Genomic DNA, 17,728 nt, shown 5'->3' with positions numbered 1-17,728 from the left:
ATTGAATCTTATAAGCTATCGGGTATGAAAACATACCAAACAACCGGCGCCTTTGCAGATAATTATAAATTTTTAATTGGCTCAATTATTCCTCGACCAATTGCAGTTATTTCTACTCGTAACATCGACGGTTCTAATAATCTAGCTCCGTTTTCGTTTTTCACGGCCGTATCTGCCTCTCCGATGATTATCGCTTTTTGTCCGATGATCAGAACTTCGAACGGTGAGTTCAAAGATACAGTTAAGAATATTCTGAGAGAAAAAGAGTTCGTTGTAAATTTTTGTACAGAAAGTAATTATACAAAAGTAAATCTCGCTTCAACTGAACTTCCTTACGGCGAAGATGAATTTAAGTTCTCCGGACTTACTCCTATTGACTCAGAAGTGGTCAAGGCCAAGCGCTTACTTGAATCGCCTATTCAATTTGAATGTGAATTCAGAGATATGCTTTGTTACGGAAAGGTCCCAGGTTCAGGCTCTTTAATTACCGGCGAGGTTAAGTTAGTTCACGTCGATGAAAACATCATGAAAGATGGAAAGATCGTGACCGATCTCCTTAAGGCCGTAGGTCGTGGTGCTGGAAATGACTGGTTTAAAACTGACAGCCGCTTTGAGATGGAACGCCTGACTAAGGCCCAAATTCAAAAGTAATTACTTCGTGCACGACACATTCGTCAGATTGATATCACCGGCCTGAAAAGTCAGAGCAATATTTATCGTATTATTATCTAGAACAACTTTTAGCGCATTACTTTGAATGCTTTTGTACTCAGTCTCATCATTTTGAATGATGGTCTTTCCTTCTGAGTCCTTGATAAGAGCTGCAATATTGTACCCAAGACTATTTGCTCTCATTTCCTGACTCATCACTGGATTACTAGGATCGCCACAAGTAATACTAAGAGCAGAGATCGAATCCTCCGCAATGTAAGTCACTTTACATGGAAACATCTCCATGAAAGTTCCAGTACAAGTTCCTGAGGCAGTAAATTTCTTTGGGGCCGCCACAATTCGACATGAGCCGTTCTCACCCATAAGTTCTTTTACTTCTGCAGTCTCACACTTTTGTTGGTGCATTTCTGCCAGATCCGCAAAAGCAAGAGTTGAAAGAAGTGTCGAAAAAATGATCAGAGCAAACTTCAAAATAAATCTCCACCGTTTGAGGTTGCGGCATTATAGGGGATATTTCTTCAGACAGTTTAAAGCCTGAAAAAATAACCTGCCGTGGTGACGAGAAGTGCCATCGAAAGGCCTGGCCCATGTAATTATTTCTCACTCTCAGGGCGGACGAAAACTCTCGGGTGAATTGCCCCGTTTTCGTCCTAAATTGCCACCACTTAAGTGCCCTTATCCCTCGAAATCCCCTCTCAGCTTTGGCATCCGGCTGGCATAACCAGACCGGATCACAAATGGCCCAGGGAGTCCACCAGTCTCAAATAATCTGAACATTCTGGAGAGCAAATGATGAACACCGCCAGTGAAACGTCAGACCTATTGGTTTTTTCGCATCTACGTTGGGACTTTTTATTTCAACGCCCGCAGCATTTGTTATCACGTCAGGCCAAAAATCGTCGGGTCTTTTATTTTGAGGAACCTGTTTTTGGGATGACGGAAATTCCGCGTCTGCACTTAAGAGAGACAGCAGAGAATGTCCTAGTGGTCATTCCTTATCTACCAACTAGTATTGATCCCACAAAGATGGTAGCAGCGCTTACTGATTTGGTGGATGAACTTATTTATGAGGAAGAACTGATTGATTATACACTTTGGTATTATTCACCTAAGGCCCTTACCTTCTCACGTCACTTAGAACCGAAGTCTGTCATTTTCGATTACTTGGATCATCTTTCTTATCAAAAAGAACAGGGCCTTGCCGAGGAACAAGAATTGCTAGAAAAGGCAGATATTGTTTTCTCTGCGGGACAGTCCATTTATGAGGCCAAGAAACACATCCATCATAATATCCATTATATGCCGAGTGGTCTTGATTACGCTCATTTCTCCCAGGGCAGAACGAAGTTAGTGGAACCGGATGATCAAATCAATATCCCGCACCCAAGAATTGGTTTCTACGGAGTCATTGATCATCGCTTTAATTTTGATCTCGTCATGCAGATGGCGGATTTAAAACCTGAATTCCAATTTGTTCTGGCCGGTCCAGTTGTTAACTTAGACACAAGAACATTACCTAGAAGACCAAATGTTCATTATCTAGGAAAGAAAGACTACTACGCCCTCCCACTATACCTGGCGGGTTGGGACGCAACCATGATGCCTTATCTTCAAAATGAAACGACCAGATTCGTCTCACCAATGAAGACCCTAGAATACCTGGCAGCAGGAAAATCAGTCGTATCAACCAGTGTTCCAGATGTTGTAAGTCCATTTGGAAAGAAACAGCTAGTGCGTATTGCAGACAAGGCGGAAACATTTCTGGAAGAAATTGAAATGGCCATGCAGGAAAAGAACAACCCTGAATGGCTGGACCGAATTGATCATTTCTTAAAAGATCAATCTTGGGACAGTCTGCATGAAAAGATGGCCCAGTTGGAACTTGATTTCGTAAAAGACAGAAAATTCAGAGAGGAACGACCAAGAATCATCCATCCTTTGAACATTTCAACTAGCAGAGTGGTATAAGATGAAACCGTTAGAGATGTGGGGCGGAATTGAGTCTACCCTCAATCGCATGGGGGATCGCTATATCAATCAGATTGAAAAGAGCGGGCATCATAAGCGTCTTAATGATCTTCAATTATTTAAAAAACTTGGGATTAAAAAAATATTTTATCCATGTCTTTGGGAGACAGTTGCTCCTCGAGATTTAGATCATTGCGATTGGTCCTACTTAGATGAACGATTGAATGAATTAAAACGCCTTGAATTGAAGGTGGTGGCCAGACTCCTTCATCACGGAAGTGGACCCGTTTATACAAGTTTGATTGACCCTGATTTTCCGGAAAAGTTTTCGACCTATGCTCGTCTTTTTGCAACAAGATATCCGGAGGTCGATGAGTACGCACCTATTCATGAAATTACACAAACAGCAAGATTCAGTTGCCTTGAGGGACTTTGGTACCCTCATCTAAAAAATGAGACCTATTTTTTTAAAGCGATTATTCATCAATGCAAAGCAACCATAATGGCGATGAAGGAAATTCGTAGAATTAATCCTCGCGCTAAATTTATCCAAACCGAAACTTTGGGGAATTTCTTTAGCACCGAGAAATTGAAACAAGTGGCAGAACTTGAGAACAACCGTAAGTGGTTCGCCCTTGATCTTCTTTGTGGGAAAGTAACTTCCGCTCACCCACTTTTTCAAAATCTTCTTCAAAACGGGATTCGAGAAGAAGAAATTAAATGGTTCGAAGAAAATTCATGTTCTCCTGATATCATCGGTGTACGACACACTCTGATGAGTGATCGTTTTTTAGATGAAGAAGTTTCACTTTATCCAGAATGGACAAAAATCGAGCATGACAAACTTGTCTATACGAACGTTGCCGCTGTTGATTCAGGGAAAGTAGAAAATGTGAATCCAGGAAGCATCCTGTTGGAAGCATGGGAGCGGTATCAGATTCCTCTGGCAATCACTGAAACTCATATTCTGGGTGAACGTGAGGCCCAAATGAGATGGCTAAATACGACCTGGCAATTGGCAGATACCCTAAGAAAACAAAATATTCAAATTGATGCAGTGACCTCTTCGGCGCTCTTGGGAACGTTTGCCTGGCATGATGGAGAGAGTTTCTATAATCCAGGCGCTTTCGAGCTCCACGCCCCCTCACAAAAACCAGTTCCAACAGGTCTTGCCCTTTTAATCAAAGAACTAGCAACCAACGGATACTCTCATTCGCCTGTTTTAAAATCCGAGGGCCACTGGGAAACGTCCAGAAGAATTCAATGGAGCGACCGCAATGGTGACTTCATTCGTTTTTATCATCGAAGTGACGTGCAACCCATTCTTATATTAGGTGCCAACGGCGTCCTCGCTCAAGCGATCGCAAGCGCCTGTGGCAGCAGGAACATCCACAACCGGATGGTAAGAAGGCAGGAACTAGATATTACCGACAAAGATTCGATTGAGGGAACAATCGATGTCTTCCGTCCATGGGCAGTCATCAATGCGGCGGGATTTATCCATATTGATAATGAAAAGCATACTGAAAAAGTCACAGGTGCTTTGAAATTGGCAGAAATCTGTGGAGACAGAAATATTCCACTTCTAACTTTTTCTTCTGATCAGGTCTTTGAAAAACATGCCAAGGCCTCATATGCCGAAAGTAATGTCTCTGCTCCGGAGAATGTGTTTGATCGAAGTGAAGTGGAAAATGAAGACCATGTCATCAATGCACATCCAGATGCCTTAATTATTAGAACCAGTGCGGTGCTGGATCCAGATTCCGAATATTGTGTATTAGAAGAATGCAATATTTCCGAGTCACAGCTTAAAGAAATTGCCAACCATTGTCTGGATCTTCTGATCGATGAAGAGAAAGGTGTCGTCCACCTCTTGAACGACGGAGGAATCAGTCATCAAAAATTCTCCGACTGTGCTTCTGAAACGATGAAAGAAAAATTACTAACTCAGACTGAAATTTCGGCCGATCATCCTAGAAGAATAATTTCAGTCATTAAGAGTGATAAACAAATTCACCCCACCTCGTCTCATCAAGCTGTGAAAAAGCTTTTTGATTTACATTTACCAGATGATTTGGAACAGGAGCAGTACCAATGAGATACCACATCGGCATTGCAGGAGCTGGATTCGCGGGAGCGGTCCTTGCTAGGGAGCTAGCCGAAACTGGAAAATACAGAATTACGATCTTTGATGAAAGAAACCACGTGGGTGGAAATTGTCATACGAAGAGAGATGAAGAAACTGGCATTATGGTCCATCAATATGGACCTCATATTTTCCACACGAATCGTGAGGACGTTTGGGAATATGTTAATCAGTGGGGCAGATTCGAACCATTTGTTAATCGAATTAAGGCCGAAACTGAAAAAGGCATCTTTAATTTACCAATAAATCTCATGACGATTAATCAGCTCTTCCAAAAAAAATTCCGTCCTAAAGAGGCCCGGGATTTTATTGGTTCGGTAGGCGACTCTTCAATTAAGGACCCAAAAAACCTGGAAGAATATGCACTGAAGTTTTTTGGGAAAGAGATCTATTCAACATTCATAGAAGGATATACCCGCAAAAAGTGGGGTGTTTCTCCAAGAGAACTACCGGCCGGCCTTCTTCAACGTCTGACGGTTCGTTTTAATTACGATGATGGTTATTACGATCATCAATACCAGGGCATTCCGGTAAGTGGATATACTGAAATCATCAAAAGAATATTAGATCATCATGATATTGAAGTTCGAATTGGGCAAAGACTTGATCCAGAAAGAAAAAGGGATTTTGATCATACCTTTTGGTGTGGTCCCATGGATGGGTTTTTTAATTTCAAATTGGGCCGATTGGGATATCGGACTCTTCATTTTGAAAGGTTTATCGAGGATGGAGATTTTCAGGGAAATAGCATCATTAACTTTTGCGAAGAAGATGTACCTTATCTCCGAATCTCCGAATACAAACACTTCATGCCTTGGGAAGAGCATGAGAAATCGGTTTGCTTTAAAGAATATGCCAGACCTTGTGAAGCAAACGATGTTCCCTATTTCCCTACTCGCCTAAATCAGGACATTGAACTGCTTGAGCGTTATATGGACATGTGTGAATCAGAAGATAAAATTACCTTTATTGGAAGATTAGGTACGTATCGCTATCTCGATATGCATGCTGTGATAGGAGAATCGCTCGACCTTGCAAAAGTTTGCCAACAAAAGGAAATCCACGAATGGCCCAAATTTAGTGCCGATCCGATGGAAGCCTAGATGAGAATACTTGTTACTGGAGGCGCAGGCTATATTGGAAGTCACACTGTTCGTGACCTTATAAATTCAGGTCACACTGTGACGGTCTTGGATAATCTCTCCAAAGGTCATCAGGAAGCAGTCGATCCCAGAGCAAGTTTCATTGTTGGTAACCTCTCCAATCAAGATCTCATCATTCGAACCCTTCAGGCCCATAAAATAGAAGTTGTTATGCATTTTGCGGGCCTTACTGATGTTCGCGAAAGTGTTCATGAGCCTTATAAATACTATTTCACTAACTTCTCCCTTACTCTCAATCTTCTTTCGGCGATGATTAAGGCCGGAGTAAAAAATCTCGTTTACTCCTCATCAGCTGCTATCTATGGAAATCCTGATCTCATTCCGATCGTTGAAAATGAGCACCCAGAACCCATTACACCTTATGGTAGAAGTAAATTAATGGCGGAGACGGCGATTGAAGACTTCAGTCATGCTTACAATCTAAACTACATTATTCTTCGCTACTTCAATGTGGCAGGCGCAAGTACAGACTCAGTCTTAGGGGAAGACCACCATCCAGAGAGTCATCTCATTCCGCGAATTCTTCATGCTGCTCAGGAAGAAGGTGTGGTTGAAGTTTTTGGTACCGATTACCAGACTCCCGATGGCACTTGCATCAGAGATTTCGTTCATGTTTTGGATGTGTCTCGAGCGCATGTTCTTGCTGTAGATCATTTAAGACCTGGTATTAAAGAAGTCTTCAACATAGGCAGCGATAGAGGCTTCTCAGTAAAAGAAGTCATTACAGCTTGTGAGAAGGCAACCGGAAAGAAGATTGGAACGATTGAGCTCAAAAGACGCGTCGGTGATCCTGCTATACTCATTGCCAACTCTCAAAAGATAAGAAAAGTACTCAAATGGCTGCCACTGTATCCATCGATTGATACGATTGTTGCGCACTCATGGCATTGGCATTCTTCTCATCCTGAAGGGCATGCGGAGATCTTTAAAGATTCGAGTCAAATTCAACACTAAAATCTGACGCTCTGCCAGTCATTTCATTATTGTGGTCAAATCTCCTTCGGCTCTTTAAAATTATGGCAAAGGATTTTTAAGGAGAGGACATGGGACTGATTCTCAAACAGCTATTTGCTTTCATTAAGTTACTCAATTCGGACACTGGTAACATTTCATTGGCCCTAGGGATGACCTGCGGTTTTATTTTAGGAATGACTCCAGTTCTTTCACTTCACAGTTTACTCATTTTTCTGATTCTCTTTTTCTTTCGCATTCAAATTGGGGCCGCCCTGGTGGCAGCTTTCTTTTTCAAATTCATCGCCTTCTTATTAGATCCCGCGTTTGATTTTGTCGGACAAAAAGTTCTTGAAATGGAATCTCTTCAAGGTTTCTTCACTACCCTATACAACATGCCGATCATTCCTTTCACTCGTTTTAACAACTCAATTGTGATGGGCTCAGCGGTTGTTACTTTTGCTCTATCACCAATTGTGTTCATTCTGAGCCAGTACTTTATTGTTAAGTATCGTGAAATCGTAGTTGCTCGCTTTAAAGGCACCAAGTTCTGGAAGGCCCTTCAGGCAACTAAGTTTTATCAGTGGTACTACAAGTACGAACAATATAGCTGGAAATAAGCGGGGCCCTATGACTGACAAAACAAAAACAGAAGAAAAGAAAAATAAAAAGAAGGGCCCAATTCGTTTTGAGGCCATCATTCCGGTCTTGGTACTTACTGCCATTACCTTTATCTATTTTACATATTACTTCGATCATCACATGAAAAAGCTCATTGAGTATGTGGGTACACAGGCCAATGGAGCAGAAGTGAATGTGGATTCAGTTAGAACGAGTTTCATTAAGGGATCATTTGATCTTGATCGTCTGCAAGTAACAGATAAAGAGAAACCTTCTCAAAATATTCTTGAAATCGGTAACATGCACTTTGGTTATCTTTGGGACGCTCTTTTGAGAATGAAATTTGTAGTTGAGGACGCAAGTATCAACAACATTCAGCTCTATAAACCAAGAAAATCTCCAGGTAAGGTCCTTCCTCCGGAACCGGCCAAACCAAGTAAGCTCAACGAACTTCAAAACGAAGTCATGGCACAGGTTAAGAATAAATACAGCTCAAACATGCTTGGTGATATTCTCGCAATCGCTGGTGGCGGTGACTATGAGGCACAGATTCAACAAATCCGTGGGACTCTTAAATCAGAAGCACGAGTGAACGCCATGGTGGCCGATGTGAATGAAAAGAAGAAGTTCTGGGACGGTAAAGTTAAAGAACTTTCAGACACTTCAAAACTTAAGCAAATCGAGAACGAAGTTAATGCCATCACGAAAGAAAAAGATTTCGTGAAGCAAGCTCAAGGTGTCTCTAAACTTAATGATCTTCTGAAAGAAGTGAACAAGCAGTATAAGGAAATCGATAAATCAACCAAGCAGCTTCAAAGCGAAGTTAATGCCGTTGCAGCTTATCCGAAGGAACTTCAGGCGCTGGTTAATGAAGATATCGCTTCTTTAAAGAACCGCTTCTCTATCCCAAAACTTGATTTTAAAGACATGGCCATGCATTTATTTGCCGGTCAATTCGCCGAATACATCGCAAAAGCACGCAAGTATCAAGCACTCGCCAAACAATATCTTCCAGAGAAGAAAAAAGAAGAAGATGTTGTGGTTCCACGCAAACGCTCAGAAGGTAAAAACTATGAGTTTCCGATCACCACTGGTTACCCACTCTTTTGGCTAAAGCGTGCGGCCATTAGTTCTAAAGGTACAGCTGATTCATATTCTGGTCAGGTATCTGGTGAGCTTACCAACGTAACAACGGCGCCGAAGCAAATCAAAAAGCCCATCGTGCTTGATGTTCGTGGTGATTTCCCAGGAGTGCAAGTGAATGGAGTAAAAGCGGTACTCACCGCCGACTTCACACGCGACGTAGGCAAACAATCGGCACTTATTCAGGTCAACTCTTTTGCTGTTCCTGAAAAGCTTTTTGTTGAGAACAAAGATCTTAAATTTGGTTTTAAAAACGCAGTTGGATCAAGCACCATCTCGGCAAACCTTGTGGAACAGAAGATCAGCATGAACTGGACTTCAGCACTTACGAGGCCTCAATTTTTAGTCGATACCTCGAATAAAATTGCCCGTGAGATGCTTAACAATGTCGTTAACAACATTCCGGTAATCAATATTAACGGATCTGCCACTGGAAGTTTCAGCAATCTCAGCATGCACATCAATTCCAATTTGGGAGATGAGCTGGCCCAGGGCTTTACTCGCGAAGTGGGCAACAAAGTAACTGAGGCCCAAAATAAAATCAGCGCTTTGGTAGATGAAAAAATCAACCAACCGAAGGCCGAGCTTATGAAACTTATCGGCGGCAACAACGCCAATTTGTCTCAACTCACGAACCTCGAAGAGCTTTATAAGAAGAACGAGGACCGCATCAAGGCAGAAATTGCCAAGCTCAAGTCCGGTGGAAGTAATAAGGCCATCGACGATCTTAAGGAAAAAGGCAAAAAGATATTTAAAGGCATTAAATTGTAAGATTGGGCCCCGAAAGGGGCCTTTTTTTATGGCACAAAAACCAGAACCCTTTAGAATGAAATAAAGGGGTTTTTATGTCATTCATTGAAAGGATTCAATGCTATTGCCGTGAGCAGCTTGAGCCGGGTTCCCGTCTGGTACTTTCCTTGATTGTGACCCTATTTATCTATCTGATTATCCTTCTTGATTTCAAACTCACAAAATTCGAATGGCATTTCCTGGTTCCGGCCTTCAGTACTTTTTTCCTTTTGCTCTACTACCGCATTAGCGATGAATTTAAAGATTTTAAAACTGATCAAAAGTTTTTTCCTGACCGCCCTATTCCATCGGGACGCTTAAAACTTTCGGATTTAAATGTCCTACTAGTCGTTGTCACAGTTATTAGCGTGATCATTAATATAATCTTCCCACACGCTCTTATTGAATTTTTGTTGGCCCTGTTCTTTACGTTTTGCATGGGCAAATGGTTTTTCATGGAGAAGACCATTTCAAGTAATAGGCTCTATGCTTTTTTTACTCATGCTCCGGTAGGTCTGTTCTTATACTGGTATGCCGAGGCCTATCTTTTAAATCAAAATAACGTATCTTGGTCACTACCGGAGAAACTTTCTATTATCGGTTTCATTGTCCTTCCCGGACTTTCTTGGGAAGTTCTTCGTAAAACCTATCTTCCGGAAGATGAAATGCCTGGCTATCAAATCTATTCAACGATGATGGGATTTAAAGGATCTCTCGCCTTTGCGGCCTTCTGGGTCGTTGTTACGATTCTGAATAACCTCGTGATGGTAAGTCTGTTTGAAGGCCTTGAAGGGATGAACATACCTTTACTCGCTCTGAACCTTCTATTACTTCTTGCGATCTTGTTCCATGGTATGAGGCCACGACTAAAAAATCTTAAGCCTGTGGCCGAAATCTATATGACCCTACACTTATTTATTCCTCTGGCCGCTCTCACATATAAGGCCTGGAGACAATTTCATGTTTAATGGTAAGGCCGGCTCTCTCAAGTTTCTCGCATCTCTTGGATTGAATGTTCCGCCCTTCACAGTGATCACTCACGAAGAGTTCATTAGTTGGGGAGACAAAAAAATCTGGGACGAACTCCATGAAGCACTAGCAACAACTGATGCCAAGAAAATTGAAAATCTCGCGAAGAGTTTCATTCATTCTGTTCATATTCCTGATACTCGTTTAGATCTCGGGAAGAACGTTCATTACGCCGTGAGATCTTCGGCCTCACTTGAAGACTCTCCTGAGCATTCGTTTGCGGGAATTTTTGAAACTAAACTTTTCATATCGCAAAAGTTAAACGAAGCGATCAAAGAAGTCTGGCACTCGCTGTTTCATACCAAAGCTTTGCAATACTGTGTGGACCGCCGACTCTCTTGGACCCTCCTAAAAATGGACATCGTAGTCCAAGCGATGATTGATGGCGAAAAATCCGGTGTCCTCTTTCAGGCAGATCCTCTAGGAAAAATTACCGAGCAAATTATCGTCGCCGGTCCTGGTCTCGGACAAGGCATTGTTGATGAAGAGACTGATACCGATCGGTACATCGTGGAAAATTATATTGTAAAAGAAAGACATATCCACAATAAGAAGCACTACATCGCTTTTGATCAAGGCAGTAACACTCTTATTAAGAAAGAGCTCGCCGACAATCAAAGAGAACTTTCAACTCTTTCCGACTCAGATATTGAGAAGCTCCTTAAGGCATCATCAATCTTAAGTTCCAAAGTCGAGCACTTCCTTGATATAGAATTCACTTTTAGAAACGGTGATTTGTTTGTTCTTCAGGCCAGACCCATCACGACAGTGCCATCGCGCAAGCACATCCATATTTTTGATAACAGCAACATTGCAGAGAACTACCCAAAGCAGTCCACTCCCCTGACATATACAGCTCTGGCACGTGGCTATTCAGCGAATTTTAAAAATCTCGTGCGCTACCTGGGTTTCTCAGAAGATGATTTTCGTTACATTAACCACAGTCTGGAAAATTTAGTGGGCCAATGGGGCGGTCAGATTTATTACAATTTAAATAACTGGTACTCGGTCTACACTCTTCTTCCATTCGGTGGCGAGAAGGCAGCTTCTTCATTCGAGGAAATGGTTGGAATTGGAACTTCCGGCATGATCGAAGTGCCAGAGCGCACTCTATTCCAAAAACTTCGCATCATCGCCAAGATTTTACCGAAATTTGCGAGTTTTTATTTCATGGCCGGCCGTCACCACCGCCAATATAAAAAAGAATTCAAAGAGCTGTATGAGCGTTTTAACCGTGATGCTCATAACACCAAAGATGCCTTTGAAACGATTCATTTACTAAGCCGCCTGGACTCAGAGTTCCTGGCGATTATTAAAATTCCTCTTTTAAACGATTTCTTCTCATCTGTGCTTAATCGCTCATGCCGTATTCTGGCGGGCCGCCTGGCAGGGAGTCGCGGAGATCAACTGTACAATGATTTATTAAGCCACCGAGAAGATTTAGAGAGCTCCAAAGCGATCTATTCCCTTATTGGCCTCGCGGAAAGTGTGCGGGCCAATCATGCACTTGTAACTTTTTTAGAAAAAAACCTGCAGGATCATCACATTCTGGCGCGTCTTCTCGAGCATTCAGAGTTTAGAGATTTCTATCATAAGTTCAAGGCCCACTTGGATCGCTTCGGGGACCGCTCACAATGGGAAATGAAAATTGAAGTTCCCACTGCCAGAGAAAATCCTGAGACCACGATCAAGCTCATCCTCGAGTATGCAAAATCAGGTATGAGTGAAAAGTCTCAGCGAAGCCGCGAACGTGAAAAAAGTGATTACGCTCATAAAGAATTAAAAAAATATTGGTTCGCCAAACCTCTGACTTCGCTCCTCTTCTGGCAACTCTTCAGGAAATGCACTGAGGTTATTTGCTTCCGTGAAGACGCTCGCTTTGATCGTGTTCGATTCAAAGGTCTTTCTCGTAAGCTCGTATTAAGCATCGGGAAAAATCTCGTGGCAAAGAAATGGATCGAGCAAACTGAGGACATTTTCTATCTCACTTACGATGAATTAATGTCACTGGTCTATGATACTTATGGGCCAGGTTATTGGAGGGAGCTGATTTCTCTTCGTAAAAATCATTTAGAGAAATTCAAAGATTTAAAACTACCTGATCGCCTCATTGTGAATGATCTAACATTTGCCGAAAAGCTTTCAGACAAATCAACTGTCACTTCTTCCAACTCTGTTCGTGGTGTCCCATGCTCTGGTGGCATTATCGAAACTCAGTGTGAAGTGGTACTCGACCTCAATCAAGCACCCTCTCTCAATGGAAAAATTCTCGTGGCAGAAAGAACCGATCCCGCCTGGGGATACTTCTTCGTTGGAGTGAAAGGAATCATCATCGAGAAGGGCTCCATGCTCTCTCATGCGGCGATTATCTCTCGTGAACTGGGAATTCCCTGCATTATCAATGTGAAAAATGCGACAGAGCGTTTTAAGAGCGGAATGAAGATCAGAATGAACGGTGACACTGGAGAGATTGAAATCCTTTAGGGAACTACGAGTGGAATCATTTCATTGACTGCGCCGACGATACGTTGTTCGTATTTAGCCAGAACACACACTCCACTATTATTACCACAATCAGTAATTTTAGTTAATTCTCGACCATAAAGCATGTTAATGAGGGTGTAATCATAGGTAACAAACCAACTCTGATCAAATTGGTTCTGGGCCCAGACCCGATTGTTATCATCTAGGACATAGAGTCGGCCGACAGTATCTAATGCGAACTCCTTAACTTCATTCAGTGTAGGCGTGCCATCATAAAGGACTTGCCATGAAACTCCATTGTCTGAAGTCTTCATGACGGTGTAATAAGACTGCGCCAGGACATCACCATTTGCGAGCCTCTTTATTGTCTGATGGTGAAGTATCTGGGACTCTCGGAAAACCTCAGTAAAAGTCGCTCCACCATCGGTTGAACGATATATGACCCCTTGATTAACAGGGCCCACACCAAGCTCTCTTACTGAAAGCCACAGAGAACCATCACTGAAGGCCTCCAAAGCTCTTGTATCGCAACCTATACTTCCTGGTTTAATCGGAAAAGTTTGAATCGTACTCCAAATAGTTCCGTTTGCGGTTCCCTTTCTTAAATTACAGTTTGCTCCGTTTTTGCCCATGTAATAGACAGTTCCATCTGGAGAAACCGTCACATGAGGATCACTGAGGAAGGCCGGATTGGAATCAACCAAGTTCCAAGATGAGCCACTGTTATTTGATTTTCTTAAATAAAAGCCAGCTGCACCAGCGTTACCTCCGATATAGATTTCATTTGCCGATGGTCCAGAAGTTTTGCTTAAAATAAACAATTCCTCTATCGCCCCAACTCAATCCATTATCAACCGAACGAACATTTATAATTTGATTGGGAGTGTCTCTGAAAGTTCCGAACACCATGATTGAACCATCGTTCGCAGGAGTGATTGTTACTCCTTGTTTTTCAACTGTATTGTTCTGATACTCAATGTTCCAGGTGGAACCGTTATCCGGACTTTGTAAAATCACGAAGCTTCGTACTGCAGTTTCAAAAAAACCCGTTGCAACAAGATCACCGCTGCTCAAAATCTTTATATCCTGGCCGCCTGAATTGGCGGGACCACTATACACAATGGTCCAACTCGCTCCTCCATCCATCGTTTTAGCTATGCTCCACCTGCCATTGTTACCAGAATAATAGGCCTCCGTTTCTGAAACTATCTCGAGATCACCTCGTAATTGATAAAGACCATAATTAATGATCCCACTCAATATTGGACCTTGATTGACCCAATTCCATGTTCCTAGACTGAAGGTTCCTTTCCACAGCTCACTCTCTTTGGAAATTGCCCAAATTACTCCAGAAGGTGAAATTTTGATTGAAGAGAAAAATTCAATTGCAGGAAAACTTCCAATCACCGTCCAAGTAGCACCATCATCAACACTTTGTTTAACTAATGCACCTATGCCGTCATATCCAACGGCGAAAAGTGTTCCTGAGGCCTCATGCAAATCAATATCAAAACAAATATGGTCCGCACCAGGTACGTTTCCATACTGATCAACTGTGGTCCAGGTACTTCCACCATCAGATGTTTTTCTAATTATCCATTCTGAACTATATATTGGAGAACCGTATTCCCATTGATAACCACATACATATAAGTCATTATTTTTTGCAATCATTGCAAGAGGATGAGATTCCCCTTCTTCATGAGGGGCATAGTGGTCAACTTGGGTCCAAGTTGATCCAATATCAGATGTTTTATTAATGACCCATCTTTCCCATCCTGGTGAATCCCCAACAATACTTGAAATAAATATGTTCCCATTTGCTAATGTGGCCGAACTTGTAACAAAGTTCTGCTCTCCAAATGAAAGTGGGAAATCAATTCGTTCTCCGACTTGAAATCCCGCAATCTTTACAGTGTTAATGCCATTCATTCCCGCTCCATCTGTGGCAGAGATGGGATGAGCGAGCGGAGGTTGATTTAATGGAACAGAATAAATAAGCGTATTCGGATCGAAGGTTCCGATGCCATTTGCATTAGTAGTGTATCCAGAGGTCCCATTAGAAAATGCGAATGGAATGGATTCACCAGAACGAAGGACTGGTTGATCATAGTTCCAGATTAGTGTTGGTTGACTCGAAGGAACTTCAGCAACTTTGCCATCCATGATCACGCGAATAGAAGGCTCACACGAAACCAATAATTGGAGGCCCAGAAAAGTTCCAAGTATTAACGAAGATCTCATCTATTAAGACTTATCGACAGATTATCCAGAGTTTGGGCCAAAAATTCGCTCAAGGAAGATTTGCTGATGGCAACCCATTGTCTACGCAACCTTAAGCTAAACTGAACAATCCCTTCCTGATTTCTGATTATTATTAAATCCGTAATTCCAGTATATTGCTTACTAGGAGGACTTATGAATAAGGTCTTAATTGTAGGTATTATGATTCTAATGACTATCGCTATGGCGAAAGCTGAATCCAATCCTTGTCAGGAGATTCAGCCGGTTCGTGAACCGATCGGTACCTTGCGATAGTAAAACATAGGTGTAGCTCGTAAGAGCTACACCCCATTTTTTCTTGGATTAGTAAGCGAGTAATTTTCTTAAAGCATCAACCACATTATTTGTCTGTGGAAGAATCACTTCTTCAAGGTCCGGACAGTAAGCTACGTGAGTATCTTCTGAACATACACGAAGGATCGGAGCATCTAGCGTTTCAAATGCTTCTTCATTCACGCGAGCAGCGATTTCACCGGCAAAACCAGATGTCTTATGCTCTTCGTGACAGATAAGAAGACGGTGAGTCTTTTTAAGTGATTTGAATACAGCTTCAAAATCGAAAGGAGCAATTGTACGAGCATCCAGGATCTCGATTGAATGGCCTTCTTTCTCAAGCTCTTTAGCGGCTTCTACTGACTTCTGAACTAGCGCACCCCAGGCAACGATCGTTGCTGATTTACCTTCTTTAACTACGCGAGCTTTACCGAAAGGAATCATGTATTCCTCACCTGGATCAGCAGAGCGGTTATAACCTTGGTAATAAAGGTGTTTGTGCTCAAGGAACATAACAGGGTCATCACAACGAATTGCTGTTCTTAGAAGACCGATAGCATCCTGTGCGTTCGATGGGTAAACCACGCGAATACCAGGGTTATGTGTGAATAGAGATTCACCAGATTGAGAGTGGTACATAGCTCCACCGCGAAGGTATCCGCCGATTGGAACACGCACTACCATTGGACATTTAAAGTCACCACCAGAACGGTAGCGAGTAGTCGCCATCTCGTTCTTAAGTTGCATATAAGCAGTCCAGATGTAGTCAAAGAACTGGATTTCAACTACTGGCTTAAGCCCTCTCATCGCCATACCAATGGCACGACCGATGATGTTTGCTTCAGCAAGTGGTGAGTTGAAAACCTGGCCAGCTTTCGCGGCCTTCTGAACACCGTGAGTAACTTTGAATACCCCACCCTTACCTTTAAGGTCTGGGTTGTCGTATTTTTCTACTTCAGTGAAATCCGCAACGTCCTCACCGAACACCATCATAAGAGGGTTCTTCTTGATCTCAGACTTTAGAGTCATGTTGATCGCAGTCGCTAGAGGAATATCTTCCTTACCAGAGAACTGAGGAGCAGTATCGAACTCAGATGAAGTTGGATCGATGTCTGAGTATAGGTGATCTTTGTAAGTTGATTTATCAGGCCATGCTGTTTCAAGAGCACGGTTCATAGAATCACGAACTTCTTTCGTAGCTTCATCCAGGTGAGCTTTCACTTCGTCAGTTGTGAATAGACCTGTACCTGTTAGGAAACGTGGGAAAGCGTTGAATACGTCACGGTAGTGCTCATCAGCTAGATCGTCTTTCGTACGGTAGTAACCGTGGTCATCAGATAGTGAGTGAGAATATGGACGAGTTACAGAAGCGTGAACAAGTACCGGGCCGTTTCCAGCACGAAGGTATTTTTCTACTTCTACCATTGTATCGTAAGACTCGATTGGACAGTTACCGTCACAAACGAAAATTTTAAGACCAGGGAAGTTTGCAAGAGCTTTTGAAATTGATCCGCCTGGAGTTTGTACCCAAGTTGGAGTTGAGATCGCGTAACCGTTATCTTCAACCATGAATAGAACTGGAAGCTTGTTTACACAAGCAGTGGTTAAACCTTCCCAGAATTCACCTTGAGAAGTTGTACCGTCACCACATGAAACGTAAACGATCTCACGGTCGTTATAAACCGGAGAATCTTTTAGCTTCATCTTTTTAAGGTGAAGACCTGCTTCAGCGATACCTACAGCTTGAAGGAACTGAGTTCCAGTACAAGATGATTTAGAAACGATGTTTAGATTTACGTTACCCCAGTGAGCTGGCATCTGACGGCCGTGAGATGCTGTATCACCAGTGTTACCATTGGCCTGACAAAGTTGTTCGTAAACTGAGTGACCAAGACCAAGCACAAGCGCGCGGTCACGGTAGTATGGGATGAAGTAATCGTGCTTAGCTTTTAGAACTTTCGCCGTAGCTGAAAGAATACCTTCGTGACCAGCACCAGAAATCTGGAAGAAAGCTTTGTTTTGTTTCTTCATTGTGATTTCAGCGTCGTCAGTTTTGCGTGAAAGGTAGATGTTCTTTAAGAACCAAGAAAGATCAGCTTTTGTAAGCTTATGCTTTTTGATGATGTCGAGTTTCTTATTGTACTCTGGGTTTGATTTCGAATTCACGGCAGTTGCCTCGTTTTCTGAGATGTTTGTGCGCATAGTA

General features: G+C 42.4%; 13 protein-coding genes. 9 read left to right on the top strand and 4 right to left on the bottom strand.

Translation table 11 applies throughout. The features are described from left to right. The first annotated feature begins 24 nt into the window (after positions 1 to 24). Complete coding sequence (locus tag SOO65_RS02960) at positions 25 to 651, top strand: flavin reductase family protein (RefSeq protein WP_321396679.1); 627 nt, start codon at positions 25 to 27, stop codon at positions 649 to 651. Here SOO65_RS02960 and SOO65_RS02955 read toward each other — a convergent pair whose 3' ends face one another. Continuing rightward, entirely contained in the window at positions 652 to 1,143 is a 492-nt protein-coding gene (locus SOO65_RS02955) for a hypothetical protein (RefSeq protein WP_321396675.1), read from the bottom strand. Between the two features lie 318 nt (positions 1,144 to 1,461). On the opposite strand from SOO65_RS02955, the gene SOO65_RS02950 reads away from it, so the two are divergent. The 8 genes from SOO65_RS02950 to SOO65_RS02915 all read left to right on the top strand — a co-directional run bounded on the left by SOO65_RS02950 (position 1,462) and on the right by SOO65_RS02915 (position 12,966). Beyond that, entirely contained in the window at positions 1,462 to 2,640 is a 1,179-nt protein-coding gene (locus SOO65_RS02950) for a glycosyltransferase (RefSeq protein ID WP_321396672.1), read from the top strand. Position 2,641: 1 nt separating this feature from the next. Beyond that, on the top strand, positions 2,642 to 4,738 hold the full coding sequence (locus tag SOO65_RS02945) for a sugar nucleotide-binding protein (protein ID WP_321396669.1): 2,097 nt from the start codon (positions 2,642 to 2,644) through the stop codon (positions 4,736 to 4,738). Then, positions 4,735 to 5,889 (top strand): UDP-galactopyranose/dTDP-fucopyranose mutase family protein, encoded by a 1,155-nt coding sequence (locus tag SOO65_RS02940; RefSeq protein ID WP_321396666.1) that lies wholly within the window; start codon positions 4,735 to 4,737, stop codon positions 5,887 to 5,889. Before SOO65_RS02945 ends, SOO65_RS02940 begins: the two co-directional genes overlap by 4 nt. Next, a complete protein-coding gene (gene galE, locus SOO65_RS02935) occupies positions 5,890 to 6,903 on the top strand; it encodes a UDP-glucose 4-epimerase GalE (RefSeq protein ID WP_321396663.1) in 1,014 nt (337 codons plus the stop codon). An 89-nt stretch (positions 6,904 to 6,992) separates the two neighbouring features. Beyond that, a complete protein-coding gene (locus SOO65_RS02930; protein WP_321396660.1) occupies positions 6,993 to 7,520 on the top strand; it encodes a TIGR03546 family protein in 528 nt (175 codons plus the stop codon). 10 nt (positions 7,521 to 7,530) lie between these two features. Then, complete coding sequence (locus SOO65_RS02925; RefSeq protein ID WP_321396658.1) at positions 7,531 to 9,435, top strand: TIGR03545 family protein; 1,905 nt, start codon at positions 7,531 to 7,533, stop codon at positions 9,433 to 9,435. A gap of 74 nt (positions 9,436 to 9,509) precedes the next feature. Continuing rightward, the gene (locus tag SOO65_RS02920; protein WP_321396655.1) at positions 9,510 to 10,421 is read left to right on the top strand and encodes a UbiA prenyltransferase family protein; all 912 of its coding nucleotides are present in this window, start codon (positions 9,510 to 9,512) and stop codon (positions 10,419 to 10,421) included. Then, on the top strand, positions 10,414 to 12,966 hold the full coding sequence (locus SOO65_RS02915; protein WP_321396652.1) for a PEP/pyruvate-binding domain-containing protein: 2,553 nt from the start codon (positions 10,414 to 10,416) through the stop codon (positions 12,964 to 12,966). The genes SOO65_RS02920 and SOO65_RS02915 overlap by 8 nt, the downstream gene beginning before the upstream one ends. On the opposite strand, the gene SOO65_RS02910 is transcribed toward SOO65_RS02915, so the two are convergent. The 3 genes from SOO65_RS02910 to SOO65_RS02900 all read right to left on the bottom strand — a co-directional run bounded on the left by SOO65_RS02910 (position 12,963) and on the right by SOO65_RS02900 (position 17,724). Continuing rightward, positions 12,963 to 13,787 (bottom strand): sialidase family protein, encoded by an 825-nt coding sequence (locus tag SOO65_RS02910; protein ID WP_321396649.1) that lies wholly within the window; start codon positions 13,785 to 13,787, stop codon positions 12,963 to 12,965. The two genes, SOO65_RS02915 and SOO65_RS02910, sit on opposite strands and share 4 nt — an antisense overlap. After that, positions 13,747 to 15,210: a WD40/YVTN/BNR-like repeat-containing protein gene (locus SOO65_RS02905; RefSeq protein ID WP_321396646.1), complete on the bottom strand. Its 1,464-nt coding sequence runs from the start codon at positions 15,208 to 15,210 to the stop codon at positions 13,747 to 13,749. Before SOO65_RS02905 ends, SOO65_RS02910 begins: the two co-directional genes overlap by 41 nt. Before the next feature lie 342 nt (positions 15,211 to 15,552). Further along, positions 15,553 to 17,724, bottom strand: a complete 2,172-nt coding sequence (locus tag SOO65_RS02900) for an alpha-ketoacid dehydrogenase subunit alpha/beta (protein WP_321396644.1) — start codon at positions 17,722 to 17,724, stop codon at positions 15,553 to 15,555. Positions 17,725 to 17,728 lie beyond the last annotated feature (4 nt).

The organism is Peredibacter starrii (assembly GCF_034259205.1).
Classification (GTDB): domain Bacteria; phylum Bdellovibrionota; class Bacteriovoracia; order Bacteriovoracales; family Bacteriovoracaceae; genus Peredibacter; species Peredibacter starrii.
The sequence above is the reverse complement of the archived record's forward strand: the minus strand, read 5'-3'. Positions and strand labels throughout refer to the sequence as shown.

What these genes read in the sequence shown, in the direction of transcription:
- SOO65_RS02950 (WP_321396672.1), top strand. Translation starts at nt 1,462, where the DNA reads ATGATGAACACCGCCAGTGAAACGTCAGACCTATTGGTTTTTTCGCAT.
- SOO65_RS02925 (WP_321396658.1), top strand. Translation starts at nt 7,531, where the DNA reads ATGACTGACAAAACAAAAACAGAAGAAAAGAAAAATAAAAAGAAGGGC.
- SOO65_RS02920 (WP_321396655.1), top strand. Translation starts at nt 9,510, where the DNA reads ATGTCATTCATTGAAAGGATTCAATGCTATTGCCGTGAGCAGCTTGAG.
- SOO65_RS02940 (WP_321396666.1), top strand. Translation starts at nt 4,735, where the DNA reads ATGAGATACCACATCGGCATTGCAGGAGCTGGATTCGCGGGAGCGGTC.
- SOO65_RS02945 (WP_321396669.1), top strand. Translation starts at nt 2,642, where the DNA reads ATGAAACCGTTAGAGATGTGGGGCGGAATTGAGTCTACCCTCAATCGC.
- SOO65_RS02905 (WP_321396646.1), bottom strand. Translation starts at nt 15,210, where the DNA reads ATGAGATCTTCGTTAATACTTGGAACTTTTCTGGGCCTCCAATTATTG.
- galE (WP_321396663.1), top strand. Translation starts at nt 5,890, where the DNA reads ATGAGAATACTTGTTACTGGAGGCGCAGGCTATATTGGAAGTCACACT.
- SOO65_RS02930 (WP_321396660.1), top strand. Translation starts at nt 6,993, where the DNA reads ATGGGACTGATTCTCAAACAGCTATTTGCTTTCATTAAGTTACTCAAT.
- SOO65_RS02960 (WP_321396679.1), top strand. Translation starts at nt 25, where the DNA reads ATGAAAACATACCAAACAACCGGCGCCTTTGCAGATAATTATAAATTT.
- SOO65_RS02900 (WP_321396644.1), bottom strand. Translation starts at nt 17,724, where the DNA reads ATGCGCACAAACATCTCAGAAAACGAGGCAACTGCCGTGAATTCGAAA.
- SOO65_RS02915 (WP_321396652.1), top strand. Translation starts at nt 10,414, where the DNA reads ATGTTTAATGGTAAGGCCGGCTCTCTCAAGTTTCTCGCATCTCTTGGA.